General features: G+C 66.1%; 13 protein-coding genes. 7 read left to right on the top strand and 6 right to left on the bottom strand.

Annotated elements, in window-relative coordinates; genetic code table 11:
• Positions 1–75: 75 nt before the first annotated feature.
• Positions 76–825 carry a thermonuclease family protein gene (locus LRC39_RS23115; protein WP_346295770.1) on the top strand — a complete coding sequence of 250 codons (750 nt, stop codon included), beginning with the start codon at positions 76–78 and terminating at the stop codon, positions 823–825.
• A 1-nt stretch (position 826) separates the two neighbouring features.
• On the opposite strand, the gene LRC39_RS23110 is transcribed toward LRC39_RS23115, so the two are convergent.
• Positions 827–1,732 carry a ketopantoate reductase family protein gene (locus tag LRC39_RS23110; protein ID WP_346295769.1) on the bottom strand — a complete coding sequence of 302 codons (906 nt, stop codon included), beginning with the start codon at positions 1,730–1,732 and terminating at the stop codon, positions 827–829.
• Positions 1,733–1,819: 87 nt separating this feature from the next.
• Between LRC39_RS23110 and LRC39_RS23105 the strand changes: the two genes are divergently transcribed.
• Complete coding sequence (locus LRC39_RS23105) at positions 1,820–2,863, top strand: GMP reductase (protein ID WP_346295768.1); 1,044 nt, start codon at positions 1,820–1,822, stop codon at positions 2,861–2,863.
• Positions 2,864–3,007: 144 nt separating this feature from the next.
• Here the strand turns inward: LRC39_RS23105 and LRC39_RS23100 are convergent, their stop codons facing one another.
• Genes LRC39_RS23100 through LRC39_RS23085 form a run of 4 tightly spaced genes read right to left on the bottom strand, consistent with a single transcriptional unit; the run spans position 3,008 to position 6,320 of the window.
• Positions 3,008–3,739, bottom strand: coding sequence for an IclR family transcriptional regulator (locus LRC39_RS23100; protein ID WP_263989812.1), 732 nt, complete (start codon positions 3,737–3,739; stop codon positions 3,008–3,010).
• Positions 3,740–3,778: 39 nt separating this feature from the next.
• Positions 3,779–4,627, bottom strand: a complete 849-nt coding sequence (locus LRC39_RS23095; protein ID WP_346295767.1) for an HpcH/HpaI aldolase/citrate lyase family protein — start codon at positions 4,625–4,627, stop codon at positions 3,779–3,781.
• A complete protein-coding gene (locus LRC39_RS23090; protein WP_346297545.1) occupies positions 4,627–5,115 on the bottom strand; it encodes a MaoC family dehydratase in 489 nt (162 codons plus the stop codon). Before LRC39_RS23090 ends, LRC39_RS23095 begins: the two co-directional genes overlap by 1 nt.
• An 8-nt stretch (positions 5,116–5,123) precedes the next feature.
• Complete coding sequence (locus LRC39_RS23085; protein WP_346295766.1) at positions 5,124–6,320, bottom strand: CaiB/BaiF CoA transferase family protein; 1,197 nt, start codon at positions 6,318–6,320, stop codon at positions 5,124–5,126.
• A 201-nt stretch (positions 6,321–6,521) separates the two neighbouring features.
• Between LRC39_RS23085 and dctP the strand changes: the two genes are divergently transcribed.
• Genes dctP through LRC39_RS23060 form a run of 5 tightly spaced genes read left to right on the top strand, consistent with a single transcriptional unit; the run spans position 6,522 to position 11,926 of the window.
• On the top strand, positions 6,522–7,547 hold the full coding sequence (gene dctP / locus LRC39_RS23080) for a TRAP transporter substrate-binding protein DctP (RefSeq protein ID WP_346295765.1): 1,026 nt from the start codon (positions 6,522–6,524) through the stop codon (positions 7,545–7,547).
• A 33-nt stretch (positions 7,548–7,580) separates the two neighbouring features.
• Entirely contained in the window at positions 7,581–8,132 is a 552-nt protein-coding gene (locus tag LRC39_RS23075) for a TRAP transporter small permease (RefSeq protein WP_346295764.1), read from the top strand.
• Between the two features lie 11 nt (positions 8,133–8,143).
• On the top strand, positions 8,144–9,433 hold the full coding sequence (locus LRC39_RS23070; protein WP_346295763.1) for a TRAP transporter large permease: 1,290 nt from the start codon (positions 8,144–8,146) through the stop codon (positions 9,431–9,433).
• A 56-nt stretch (positions 9,434–9,489) separates the two neighbouring features.
• The gene (locus tag LRC39_RS23065; RefSeq protein WP_346295762.1) at positions 9,490–10,656 is read left to right on the top strand and encodes an acyl-CoA dehydrogenase family protein; all 1,167 of its coding nucleotides are present in this window, start codon (positions 9,490–9,492) and stop codon (positions 10,654–10,656) included.
• A 25-nt stretch (positions 10,657–10,681) separates the two neighbouring features.
• Positions 10,682–11,926, top strand: a complete 1,245-nt coding sequence (locus LRC39_RS23060; RefSeq protein WP_346295761.1) for an acetyl-CoA hydrolase/transferase family protein — start codon at positions 10,682–10,684, stop codon at positions 11,924–11,926.
• A 36-nt stretch (positions 11,927–11,962) separates the two neighbouring features.
• Here the strand turns inward: LRC39_RS23060 and LRC39_RS23055 are convergent, their stop codons facing one another.
• The gene (locus LRC39_RS23055) at positions 11,963–13,252 is read right to left on the bottom strand and encodes a DUF2130 domain-containing protein (protein WP_346295760.1); all 1,290 of its coding nucleotides are present in this window, start codon (positions 13,250–13,252) and stop codon (positions 11,963–11,965) included.
• Positions 13,253–13,355 lie beyond the last annotated feature (103 nt).

Genomic DNA, 13,355 nt, shown 5'->3' with positions numbered 1-13,355 from the left:
GACTACCATTTCGGCGCACGGCTGGTATGACTGTGTCCGGCCGGAGCGGCCGGCAGACGGGACGAGGGTTCGGGAATGCGTCGACTGATCGTAATGGTGCTGGGACTCTTGCTGGCGGCGCCGGCCTTAGCGGCGGAAGCGGTGGTGAAGGACGGAGACACCTTGCAGCTCGGCGAGAAGGTCTTCCGGCTCGAAGGTGTCGATGCACCCGAGCTCGATCAGCGCTGCGTCAACCAGTTCGCCGATCCGTCGGCATGCGGCCTCGAAGCCCGCGATGCGCTGGTCAAGCTGATCGGCGGTCGCAGCGTCACCTGCCGCGATCTCGGGCCGGACCCGGTGTTCAAGGGCCGCCGGCTCGGCACCTGTGCGATCGCTGGTGAGAGCGACAGCCTTAGCCGCCGCCTGGTGCAGGATGGCTTCGCTCTCAACGCCGCTGCCGGCGGCAAGGACCGCTTTGCCGGCGACGAGACCAAGGCCAAGGACGAGCGCAAGGGGCTTTGGCAGGGCTGCTTCGTCGCGCCGAACGACTTTCGCCGCTGGGACAAGGACGCCCCGCTGCGCGGCGCCGCATGCCGCGAGGACAAACATACCGAGCTGATCGACGTGATGTTTCCCGATCAGCCGGCGATGCTGCCGGGCTGCACCATCAAGGGCAAGCTGGCGCGCCGCGCCCGCATCACCGGCAATGTCGGCGTGTATCAGATCCGGGGCTGCCCGAGCTACGCCAGTCTGACCAAGCCGAACCGCTGGTTCTGCTCGGAGGACGATGCCCGCGCCGCCGGCTTCCGCAAAGCCTACAATTGCCGGATCAAGCTGACGCCATAGCTCACGAGGCGCCGATGCCGCGGCGGCTCTCGATTAGCTTGACCATCACGGTGAGTGCGAGATTGGTCGGCGTCGGCACGCCGTGCGCGGCGCCGAGGCGAGCGACGGTGCCGTTGAGAAAGTCGATCTCGCTCGGCTTGCCGCGCGCCAGATCCTGCGCAGTGGATGATTTCTGGCTGGGCATCGCGCCGGGCAGCGTCAGCGTCTTGATGAGGACATCGTCGGGGACCCTGACGCCGCAGGCGCGGGCGACCGCGATGCATTCGTCGATCACGTTGCGGACCACCTGCTCGGTGCCGTCGATCGCCAGCAGCGCGCCGTAGGGAAGGTCGGCGACCGCCGACAGAGCGTTGTAGGCGCAGTTCAGGATCAGCTTCGACCACAGCGCCTGATCGATGTCGGGCGCCACGGTGGTCGGGATCTTCGCCGCCGTCAGCGCGGCCGCGATCGCATCGCTCTGCGCCGAGGCGCCGATCAGCAATTCGCCGCGGCCATGATGCTTGACGTGACCCGGGCCGGCCATTTCGGTGCCGACATACACCACCGAGGCGATCACCGGATGGCCGATCGCGGCTTGCAGTCTCGCTGCGTTGTCGACACCGTTCTGCAGGCTGAGGATGACGCTGTCCGGCTTCAGCCGCGGCTGCAGCGCGCGGCCTGCGGCTTCGGTATCGGCGGATTTGACGCAGAATAGCACCAGATCGGGCGGGGCGATCGCCGCCGGCTCGGTGGCGGCTTTCAGCGGAATCATCTGCGTGCCGGTCTTGGTCTCCAGCCGCAAACCGTTCGCTTCGACCGCGGCGACATGGTTCGGCCGCCCGATCAGCGTGACGTCATGGCCGTCCAGCGCCAGCAGCCCGCCGAAATAGCACCCGACCGCGCCGGCCCCCATCACCGCCACTTGCATTCCGTTCTCCCTTCCCGTGCGCCAACCAATGCGCAATGTTTCCTTCTTAAGGTCGGCGTTCGGCCGATGAAACCGGGAGTGGCGTGCGTGCACATCGATTTGAACCCGAAGCTCGACTTTCGCGACGTGCTGATCCGGCCCAAGCGTTCGGTGCTGTCGTCGCGGTTCGAGGCCAACATCAAGCGCGACTTCCGCTTCCGCCATTCCAGCCGGGCCTGGACAGGCTTTCCGCTGATCGCCTCCAACATGGACACCATCGGCACACTGGAGATGGCGAAGGCCTTGAGGCCGTTCGGCGCGCTGGTCGCCCTGCACAAGTTCCATCATCCGGATCGGCTGGCCGACTATCTCGCCGGCGACGAGGACGCCAACGTGTTCGTCACCGTCGGCACCGGCTCGGCCGATTGGGAGCGGCTCGGCGCGGTGAAGGCGAAGGTCAAGGTGCCGATGCTGAACATCGACGTCGCCAACGGCTACACCGAAGCCTTCGTGCGTGCGGTGGCCAAGCTGCGCGACGAGAACCCGGACGCGATCATCATGGCCGGCACGGTGGTGACCGCCGAGATGACCGAAGCGCTGGTGATCGCCGGCGCCGACATCGTCCGCGTCGGCATCGGCTCCGGCTCGGTGTGTACCACGCGCGATCTCACCGGCGTCGGCTATCCGCAGCTCTCGGCGGTGATCGAATGCGCCGATGCGGCGCACGGCCTGAAAGGCCACGTCTGCTCCGACGGCGGCTGCGTCGTCCCCGGCGATCTCGCCAAGGCCTATGGCGGCGGTGCGGACTTCGTCATGCTCGGCGGCATGTTGGCCGGCCATGACGAGTGCGGCGGTGAACTGAAATACGCCGAGCAGGACGGGCAGAAGACCCCGACCAGCATGGTGTTCTACGGCATGTCGTCGGAGACCGCGATGAACAAGTATCACGGCGGCGTCGCCGACTATCGGGCCGCCGAAGGCAAGACCGTCGAGGTGCCGTATCGCGGCGAGGTGCGCGCCACGGTCGAAAAGATCGCCGGCGGCCTGCGCTCGGCGATGACCTATATCGGCGCCGAGAATCTCAAGGAAATTCCGAAACGGACCACCTTCATCCTGGTCAACGCCCAGCGTAACACGGTGTTCGATCGCTGATCCGGTTGCCGACAGGTCCCACTGGTCTCTCCTCGTCATTGCGAGCGAAGCGAAGCAATCCAGAAGCCACGCGTGCTACCTCTGGATTGCTTCGTCGCTTCGCTCCTCGCAATGACGGGGCTGGTCGGCTGCGGCGCAGAATGACTACTGCGCGCGAAACCGCTCGACGAACTGCTGCAGTGTGACGGCAATCGCCGCGGTCTTGTCGCCGATGCGATATTCCGGACCGGCGACCACCACCGACAGTCGGCGCTCGCCGATCGGCAGCGGCACGGCGACCCCGGCGAGGTCGCGGCTGTAATCGGCAAAGCTCTGGCAATAGCCGCGCTCGATGGATATGCGCAGCTCGGCCTCGACCGCCTCGATGCTGATCGGGGTGGTGTGGTTGTATTGCTTGAATTCGATCTTGCGATACAGCGAGTCGCGCTCGTCCTTGGCGTATTGCAGCAGCAGCGCCCGGCCGCTCGACGTCGCATGGATCGGCACGCGGTGACCGACTTTGGCGAAGTAGCGGATTGCAGCGGCGGATTCGACGACGTCGATGAACACCGCCATCACTCCGGCCGGCGCCGCGATCGCGACCGTCTCCCCGGTCTCCGCCGACAGTGCCGCGATCAGCGCGTGAGTCCACCCCGGCAGCGGCTCGACCTCCGCGACTTCCCGGGCCATGACCAGCCAGCGCGGCGTCGGATAGTAGCCGGCGCGCGGCCGCGGTTCGTACAGATAGCCCTTCTCGGCCAGCGTGGTCAGTAGGTTGAAGGTCGACGAGCGCGGCCAGCCGAAGTGATCGGCGATTTCCGCCAGCGTCGCTGGCTTCTTCACGCGCGCGAAGTATTCCAGGATGTCCAGAACATTTGCGGCTTGGCGAACGATCATCAGGGTCCCTCGGGGCGGCCGGCTGGCCACCCGCGGTTGTCATAGTCCGAGAATTTTCTGCGCGGCGCGCAGATGCGGCTTGTCGAGCATCCTGCCGTCGAGCCGCAGCGTGCCGGCGTCGGGATTGTCGGCGAACGCCGCAATCACTTTTTCGGCCCAGCTCCGTTCGGCCTCGGTCGGGGCGAAGGCGGCGTTGACGATGTCGACATGCTTGGGGTGGATCAGCGCCTTGCAGGCAAAGCCGTCGCGCCGCGCGGCGCGGGTTTCGGCTTCCAGCCCGGCGAGATTGTCGATGTCGGTATAGACGGTGTCGATCGCGGTGACCTCGGCCGCCGCCGCGCCCATCAGGCACATGTCGCGCGCGAGGCGGTACGGACTGTGAAACACGCCGCCCGAGCCGTTTTCGGTGGCGCCGAGCGAGGCGGCGAGGTCTTCCGCGCCCCACATCAGCCCGGCAAGCCGCGGCGAGCAGTCCTTGTAGCTGCCAAGTCCGAAGATCGAGCCGGCGGTCTCGGTTGCGACCACGACGATCCGGGTCGCTCCAGGCTTGATACCCGCGGCGGCTTCGAACGCATCGAGCCACAGCGCAACGTCGCGCACGTCGTCACCGCCGCGCGATTTCGGCAACACGATGCCGTCGGGCCGCGCCGGCATCACAGCAGCGAGGTCACCAAGCGTGCGGCCGGTGTCGAGCGCGTTGACGCGAACATAGAGCTTCTGCCGGCCGCGCGGCGCCTGCAGCATGGTGCGGGTCAGGCCGCGGGCCTCGTCCTTCTTGTCGGCGACGACAGAATCTTCGAGGTCGATGATCAGCGCGTCGGCGGCGCCTTGTGACGCCTTCTCGAATTTGCGCGGGCTGTCGCCCGGCACGAACAGCATCGAACGCATCAGGCCGGCCTCTTGTGCATCAGCGCCGTGCGCAGGCACCTGCCGACGATCTCGTCGTTCTGGTTCAGCGCGTGGTGTTCGAACTCGACGATGCCGGCGTTCGGGCGCGACTTCGACTCGCGTTTCGACAGCACTTTGGTGGTGGCGCGCAGCGTATCACCGTGGAACACGGGCTTGGGGAAAGTCACGTCGGTCATGCCGAGATTAGCTACGGTCGTGCCCAGCGTCGTATCATAGACGGTCATGCCGATCATGATGCCGAGCGTGTACAGGCTGTTGAAAATACGCTGGCCGAATTCCGTCTTCTCCGCAAAATGCGCGTCGATGTGCAGCGGCTGCGGGTTCAGCGTCAGCAGGCTGAACATCGTGTTGTCCATCTCGGTCACCGTGCGCGTCAGCGCATGCCTGAATTCCTGGCCGACCTCGAACTCCTCGAAGTACATCCCCGCCATGATCGTCGTCTCCCTGTGATTGAATTGGGCCCGCAGGCCGGTTGTCAGTCGGGCAGATGCACCGCCTTGCTGTGGCCCAGGCGGTCGATCTCCGCCGCCGAGAACCCTGCTTCGATGAGGATGTCGCGGCCGTTGCCGCCCAGCGTCGGCGCCGGAGCGCCGGGCTCCGGCTGTGTCGCGCTCCAGGTCGACGGCACTTTCATCTGGCGTACGCGCCCTTCGACCGGGTGCTCGACGGTCTCGAAGAAGCCGACCGCGCGCAGATGCGGGTCGTCGAGGATCGACTCCATGCTGTGCATCGGCATCACCGGAATGTCGGCGCGCTCCAGAAGTTCGCGCCATTCCGCGGTGGTGCGGGTTTGGAAGATGGCGCCAATCTCCTCATAGATCTCGTCGATGTGCCGGGTGCGCGCCGCATGGTTGGCGAAGCGCGGCTGCGCCAGGAAATCGGTGCGGTCGATCGCCTCGAAGAAGCTGCGCCATTGCTTGTCGTTGTAGATCAGCACGCACAGATAGCCGTCGCTGGTGCGGTACGGCTTGCGGGAGCGCGACAGCAGGCGGGCGTAGCCGCCATGGTCGAGCGGCGGCTCATACGTCAGTCCGCCGAGATGATCGACCAGCACGAATGAGGCCATCGACTCGAACATCGGGACGTCGATGCGCTGGCCTTCGCCGGTGCGCTGCTGATGCAGCAGTGCGCCGAGCATGGCGTTGACGGCCATCAGCCCGACGATGCGATCGGCGATGGTGATCGGCACGTAGCGCGGGGTGCCGTCGCCGGCCGCCGCGAGCAGCGTCGGCACGCCGGCCGCGCCCTGGATCAGATCGTCATAGGCCGGCTTGGCGGCGTAGGGGCCGTCCTGGCCGTAGCCGAACGCGCCGAGATAGATGATGCCCGGATTGACCGCGGCGACCTGCTCGTAGCTCAGGCCGAGCCGCGCCATCGCCTGCGGACGCACGTTGTAGATCAGCGCGTTGGCCCGCGCGGCGAGCCGCAGCAGCGCCTGCCGGCCATCGTCCTGTTTGAGGTCGATAACGATGCTGCGTTTGCCGCGATTGGTGTTGAGAAACATCCCGCCCATGCCGGGCGTGCGGCCGGGACCGATATGGCGGACGATGTCGCCCTCCGGGCTCTCGACCTTGATGACGTCCGCGCCCATGTCGGCGAGCGTCTGAGTGGCATAGGGCCCCATCAGCACCGAGGTCAGGTCGAGTATCGTAATGCCAGTCAGAGGTCCCAACGCGCGATCCTTCAGTTCACAGCTGTGTAGCTAGAATTCAAAAAATGACCTGGTCAATCGATTTGGCTGTTCGCGCGGCGCATAGCTCCATGCATTGTCCATCATATTGACTGAAAAATTCACCTGTATGTACGATACCTCCATCAAAGCGGCACAAGCCGCCCCGCCCGCTGCTGCGGACGGATACAGGGAGGACTTCGGATGCGGACAAGCGTGGCTTGGGCGGTGGCGTTGTCGCTGCCGGTGACGATGGCGTTGGCGCCTGCTCAGGCGCTCGAACTCAAGGTCGCCGACTCGTTTCCCGCCGGGCACTATCTGGTCCGCCTGATGCTGAAGCCGTGGATGGACGACGTCACCAAGCGCACCAATGGCGCGGTGACCTTCAGCTATTATCCGAACCAGCAGATGGGCAAGGCGACGGACCTGCTGCGTCTGACTCAGTCGGGCGTCGTCGACATCGGCTACATCGCGCCGTCCTACGCCTCCGACAAGATGCCGCTGTCCGAAGTCGCGCAGCTGCCGGAGTCGTTCACGACGAGCTGTCAGGGCACAATGGCCTATTGGAAGAGCGCCCGTGACGGCGTGCTCGCCAAGCAGGAATACGCGCCCAACAAGATCAAGCTGCTGATGGCCGTGGTGCTGCCGCCGTATCAGGTGTTCACGGTCAAGCAGAAGGTCGACGCGATGGACACGATCCAGGGTCTCAAGCTGCGCTCGACCGGCGGCGCGCAGGACCTGACCCTGCGCGCGCTTGGTGCCGTGCCGGTGCGCATGGCGGCGCCGGACGCCTATGAGTCGTTGGCGCGCGGCACCATGGATGGCGTGCTGTTCCCGGCCGACAGCATCGCGTCCTACGGCCTCGACAAGCTGGTCAAGCACGCCACCGACGGTGTCAGCTTCGGCTCGTTCATCGTCGCTTATTCGATCAGCGAGCGGGCCTGGGCCAAGCTGCCCGACGACGTCAAGAAGGCGATGGAAGAAGCTTCCGAGGCGATCGAGCCGAAGGTCTGCGCCGACGTCGATAAGGAGCAGCAGCAGACCCGCAAGCAGCTCAACGACGCAGGCGTGACCTTCGATCCGATCCCTGACGCCACCAAGGCGCAGATGAAGGACAAGCTCAAGGGCGTCGCCAAGGAATGGGCCGCCGGCATCGACTCCCGCGGTAAGCCGGGCACGCAGGCGCTCGAAGAGTTTCAGAGCCTGCTCGCCGCTGGTGCCGGCAAGTAAGCGTCCCCTTAGACAACGCGTGGAGACCGCGTGATGCAGCGAGCCAGTGCCGCTCTCGCCGCGCTCGAACGAGCGCTGACGTTGGTCGCGGTCACCTTCATGTTCGCGATCATGGTGCTGGTGGTGGCGGACGTGTTCATGCGCTACGCGCTGAACCGTCCATTCTCCTTCACCTACGATCTGATCGGCCTCTATTTGATGGCCGGGGTGTTCTTCCTGACGCTGTCGGACGCGCTCCGCGAGCACGTTCATGTCGGCGTCGACATTCTGGTGCCGCGGTTCTCGCCCGCGGGGCGGCGCCTCGCCGAGATCATCACCGCACTGACTGGCCTGTTGGTGTTCGCGCTGCTGTGCAAGGTCGGCTTCGACCGCGCGCTCGACAACTTCCAGCAGAAAGATGTGCTCGCCGGCGCGATCCCGTGGCCGACCTGGATTTCGGCGGCGCTGGTGCCGCTGGGCTGCGGCGTGCTGGTGCTGCGGCTCGTGCTGATGCTCGCGGGCCATGTGGCGAGCCTCGTCACCGGCCGAGATCTCTATCCGTTGCCGCCTCTGGTCGGGGTCGGCGAAGCCAAGTCCTTCGAATAGCGGCGGCCGACATGACAACCTTGATCGTTCTCGGCCTGCTGTTCGTCCTGCTCGCGATCGGCACGCCGGTCGGCTTCGCGATGGCGTTCTCCGGCTCGGTCGGCCTGCTGATGGTCGGCGGCACCGGCACGCTGTTCGGCATCCTCGAGACCGCGCCGCTGTCGACGGTGTCGTCCTATGAGCTGATCACCATCCCGATGTTTCTGCTGACGGCCGAACTCGTGCTGTTGTCGGGCGTCGCCGATGCGTTGTTCAAGACCGCCTCGGCCTGGGTCGGCCGCATCCCTGGTGGCCTCGGCATGGCGACGGCGCTCGCCGGCGCCGGCTTCGGCGCGATCTGCGGCACCAGCACCGCGTCGGCGGCGACGCTGTCGTCGACCAGCCTGCCGGCGATGATCAAGCAGGGTTACGAGCCGAAGATGGCGGCCGGCGTAGTGGCGATCTCCGGCACGCTGGCGATGTTGATCCCGCCCAGCGTGGCGTTGGTGATCTTCGGCCTGCTCGCCGAGGTCAACATCGGCCAGCTCTTGATTGGCGGCATCATTCCCGCCGCGCTGGTCACCGCGACCATCATGGCGACGATCTACGTCCTGGTCTGGCTCGATCCGTCACGGGCGCCTCGGGTGGCGTCGGTACCGTGGCGCGAGCGCTTCGCGCTGCTGTGGCAGATCGGGCCGATGCTGGCGTTGTTCACGCTGGTCACCGGCACGATCTATCTCGGCGTCGCCACCCCGACCGAGGCCTCGGCGCTCGGTGCCGCCGGTGCGTTGGTGCTGGCGATCTCCAAGCGCAAGGTGACGCCGAAGACGCTGTACAAGGCGCTGCTCAGCGCCAGCTATGGCACCTGCATGATCGTGACGATCCTGGTCGGTGCCTCGATCTTCGGTTACTTCTTCACGCTCACCCATGTCACCCAGGATCTTGTCGCCTGGGTCGGATCGCTGGAGACCTCGCGCTGGGTGATCATCACGCTGATCCTGTGCGGCTACATCGTGCTCGGCTCGTTCATGGATCAGATCGCCATCCTGGTGCTGACGGTGCCGATCGTGATGCCGCTGATCAAGTCGCTCGGCTTCGATCCGATCTGGTTTGGGGTGATCAAGATCGTCACCGCGGAAGTGGGGATGATCACGCCGCCGGTCGGGCTGAACTGCTTCATCGTCGCGCGCTACGCCAAGCGGCCGGTCGCCGAAGTGTTCCACGGCACCTTCCCGCACTTCATCGCTCACCTGATCGCGATCGCCATAATGGTGGCGTTCCCGAGCATCATCCTGTGGCTGCCGTCGCAGATGGCGCCGTAGAACCTCATCCAACGCCCGCTCGTCCGTCCAAGTAACAACAACACAAAGAGCCAGTCATGGACTTCGCACTCACCGATCAGCAGGAAGCCATCCGCGATGCCATCGCCAAGATCTGCGAGGGCTTCGACGACGCCTATTGGCTGAAGAAGGATCGCGAGGGCGGCTTCCCGCACGACTTCCACAAGGCGCTGGCCGACGCCGGCTGGCTCGGCATCTGTGTGCCGGAGGCCTATGGCGGCTCCGGCCTCGGTATCACCGAGGCAGCGATCATGATGCGCGCGATCTCGGAATCCGGTGCCGGCATGTCGGGCGCCTCGGCGGTGCATATCAACGTGTTCGGCCTCAACCCCGTCGTGGTGTTCGGCACCGAGGAGCAGCGCCAGCGGATGCTGCCGCCGATGGTCGAGGGCCGCGACAAGGCGTGTTTCGCGGTGACCGAGCCGAACACCGGCCTCAACACCACCCAGCTCAAGACCCGCGCGGTGCGGATGGGCGACCGCTACGTCGTCAACGGCCAGAAGGTGTGGATCTCGACCGCGCAAGTCGCAAACAAGATCCTGCTGCTGGCGCGCACCACGCCGCTCGAAGAGGTGAAGTCACCGACCCACGGCCTCAGCCTGTTCTACGCCGACTTCGATCGCACCAAAATCAAGGTGCATGAGATCGAGAAGATGGGTCGCAAGATCGTCGACTCCAACGAATTGTTCTTCGAGGATTTCGAGATTCCGGTCGAGGACCAGATCGGCGAGGAGGGCAAGGGCTTCCAGTACATCCTCGAGGGCATGAACCCCGAGCGCGTGCTGATCGCCGCCGAGGCCGTCGGGCTCGGCAAGTGTGCGCTGTCGCGCGCCACCGAGTACGCCAAGAGCCGGATCGTGTTCAACCGCCCGATCGGCCAGAACCAGGGGATCCAGCATCCGCTGGCGAAGAACTGGGTCGAGCTCGAGGCCGCCTGGCTGATGGTGATGTCGGCGGCGTGGCAATACGACCAGGGCATGCCGTGCGGCGCTGCAGCCAATGCGGCGAAGTATCTGGCCGGCGAAGCGGGCTTTCAGGCCTGCGAGCAGGCGGTGATGACCCATGGCGGCTTCGGCTACGCCAAGGAGTATCACGTCGAACGTTATTTGCGCGAAGTGATGATCCCGCGGATCGCGCCGGTCAGCCCGCAGCTTGCGCTCAGCTTCATCGCCGAGAAGGTGCTCGGCCTGGCGAAATCGTACTGATCGCGGATCGGCGCGAGCACCGCCGATGCCAGCCCAGAGCGCGTCGATCGACTTCGCCGGCCTGATCCGCGCCGGCGATCTCGTGGTGTGCGGCCAGGCGACCGCCGAGCCGCTGACGCTGACCGAGGCGCTGATGGCGCAGGCGGCCGATCTGCCGCCGTTCCGGCTGATGGTCGGGCCGGTGTTCTCGGACACGTTCGCGGCCGCGCCGCCGAACGTCTCGTTCGTCAGCTACGGCGTGATCGGCAACGCTCGAAAGCTGGCGCGCGCCGGCCGGCTCGATGTCATTCCCAGCAACTACTCGGCGTTCTGTGCCGACTTCGCCACCGGCCGCCACCGCGCCGATGTCGTGTTGGTGCAGCTCGCGGAAGCGCCCGACGGCCGCCTCAGCGCCGGCCTGTCGTGCGACTACGTGATCGATGCCGCGTGCCGCGCCCGGGTGGTCATCGCCGAGATCAATCCGGATGCGCCGTTCACTTATGGTGCGGAGTGGCCGGGCGATGTGCCGATCCACATTCGCGTCGCCGCGCGGCGCCAGCCGCTGGAGTTGCCGTCCGGCACACTTGATGACGTGTCCCGCCAGATCGCCGCCAACGCCGCCGGGCTGATCGCCGATGGTGCCACGCTGCAATTCGGCGTCGGCAAGATTCCGGATGCGATCCTGTCGTCGCTGGCGCATGCCCGCGACGTCGGCATCCACTCCGGCCTGATCAACGACGCGGTGGTCGAGCTGATCGAGCGCGGCGTCGTCACCAATGCGCGCAAGGGCGTCGATCCTGGCGTGACCGTCACCAATCAGCTGATCGGCACGCAGCGGCTGTATCGGTTCGCGCATCAAAATAGGTCGGTGCGGCTGCAGCCGGCCGCCTACACCCACGATCACGGTGTGCTGGGGCGGATCAGCAGGCTGACTGCAATCAACTCGGCGCTGCAGGTTGGGCTCGACGGCAGCGTCAATGCCGAGACTCTGAACGGCGTTGCGATCGGCGCGATCGGTGGTCAGCTCGATTTCGTCCGCGGCGCCAATGCCTCGCCGGGCGGTCGGGCGCTGATCGCGCTGCCGGCGACGGCGCTGAACGGGGCGAGCCGGATCGTCATGCGGGTCGAGACGGTGACGACGCCGCGGGCCGATGTCGATGCGATCGTCACCGAATGGGGCGTCGCCGAACTGCGTGGCTGCAGCCTCGCGGAGCGCGCGCGGCGGATGATCGCCACCGCCGCGCCGGAGCACCGCGACCGGCTCGCCGAACAGGCCCGGACGATCGCGTGAGTCCACGCGCGTGTGCGCGGGCGGATAGAACCGGACTTACGCCGCTTCGCTGTCGCCGTCGTCGTCGCTGAAGTCTTCCAGCATCGGCAGCGCCATGCCGTCGATCTCGGCCAGCGCCTTGCCGGCGATGCCCTGCAGGTCGCCATACATCCCGGCGGTGGCTTCGAGCACGCCGCGGATCTGCGCCTCGCGCTTGGCCCACATCCGCATCATCGAGCGGCGTTCCTTGTCGAGATCGCTCTGCATCTCGGTGAACTTCTCGACGATCGCCTCGATCCGCTGCCGGAATGCCGGGCCGGTGAGGTACTGATAGGTCAGCTCCATCTTGGTCTGCTGGCCGACGCCGGCCTGCCGCGCGGCGGCGAGCTCGATCAGCGACTGCCGCAGCGCGATCGCCACCGGAATCGCGCAGCGCGCTTCGGTGACCCAGACGCCGTCGATATGGTCGAAGGTGTGCACGCCCTTCGGCAGCGCGTTGGAGACGATCAGCGCCAGCTCGGCCTTGGCCTTGCGCTGGTCGTCACGCAGCTTGGTCAGCCAGCCGTCCGACCAGTTCTTGGTGCGCTTGAATTCCCACAGGATGCTGCCGCACGGCTGCGCCGCGGCGCTCACCACCCGCTGCAGCACGTCGCCGCCGAACTCACCTTTCGGCACCGGCTCGATCTGGTCGTGCGGAAATTTGGCGCGCAGCGAGGCTTCGAGTTCGAGCTCCAGGACCTCGCCCTGCAATTGCTGCGAGCCCTGTTCGGCCTTGCGCTTCAGATCCTCGATCTGCCGCTGCATCGCGGCGATCTGCTCTTCCTTCTCGGTGACCTTGAGCCGCAGATTATCCTCGGCGGCCTGCTGGGCCTTCTGTCGCGCTTCTTCGAGGCCAGCCTGGACCTGCTTCTCGATCGTCAGATGAAGCTCGCGCTTCTCGTCCTCGAGCAGCCGCTGCTTCTTCACGAACTCCGCCTGCGCCTGTTGTGCTTCGGCCAGCTTGGCGTCGCGGCTCTTCAGCACGTCCTGCAGCTCGGCAAGCTGCCGCGCCTTGTCGGCGAGATCGTTTTCGGCGAGACGCTTCGCCTTGGCGGCTTCCTCCGCGGCGATCCGCGCCCGCGCCGCCGTCACCTGGTCGGCGACCTGCTGTGCCACCGCCGCCTTGGCCTTCTCGACCTCCGCCTGCTGCGCCCGCAGCGCCTGCTCGCGCCCGGCGATGTCCTGATCCTTCTGCTTGATCAGCCGCTCGTATTTGGCCTGCGTGTCCTTCAAAAGCGGCGCCGCCAGCGACTCGGTCAGCGGCACCGACGAGGCGCAGTTCGGGCAGGTGATGGTCAGATCGGTCATGGGATTTGCGAATCTCGTGGCTCGGGAGCGATGCGGCGGAGTCTAGCCGAGGTTCATGGAATGTTCACGGAGAAAGAGCGCGGAACTCACCGGTGAGCCGTCG

It is taken from the genome of Rhodopseudomonas sp. P1 (assembly GCF_039642825.1).
GTDB lineage: Bacteria > Pseudomonadota > Alphaproteobacteria > Rhizobiales > Xanthobacteraceae > Rhodopseudomonas > Rhodopseudomonas palustris_H.
Note: the sequence above shows the minus strand (reverse complement) of the source record. Positions and strands in the feature narration are given on the sequence as shown.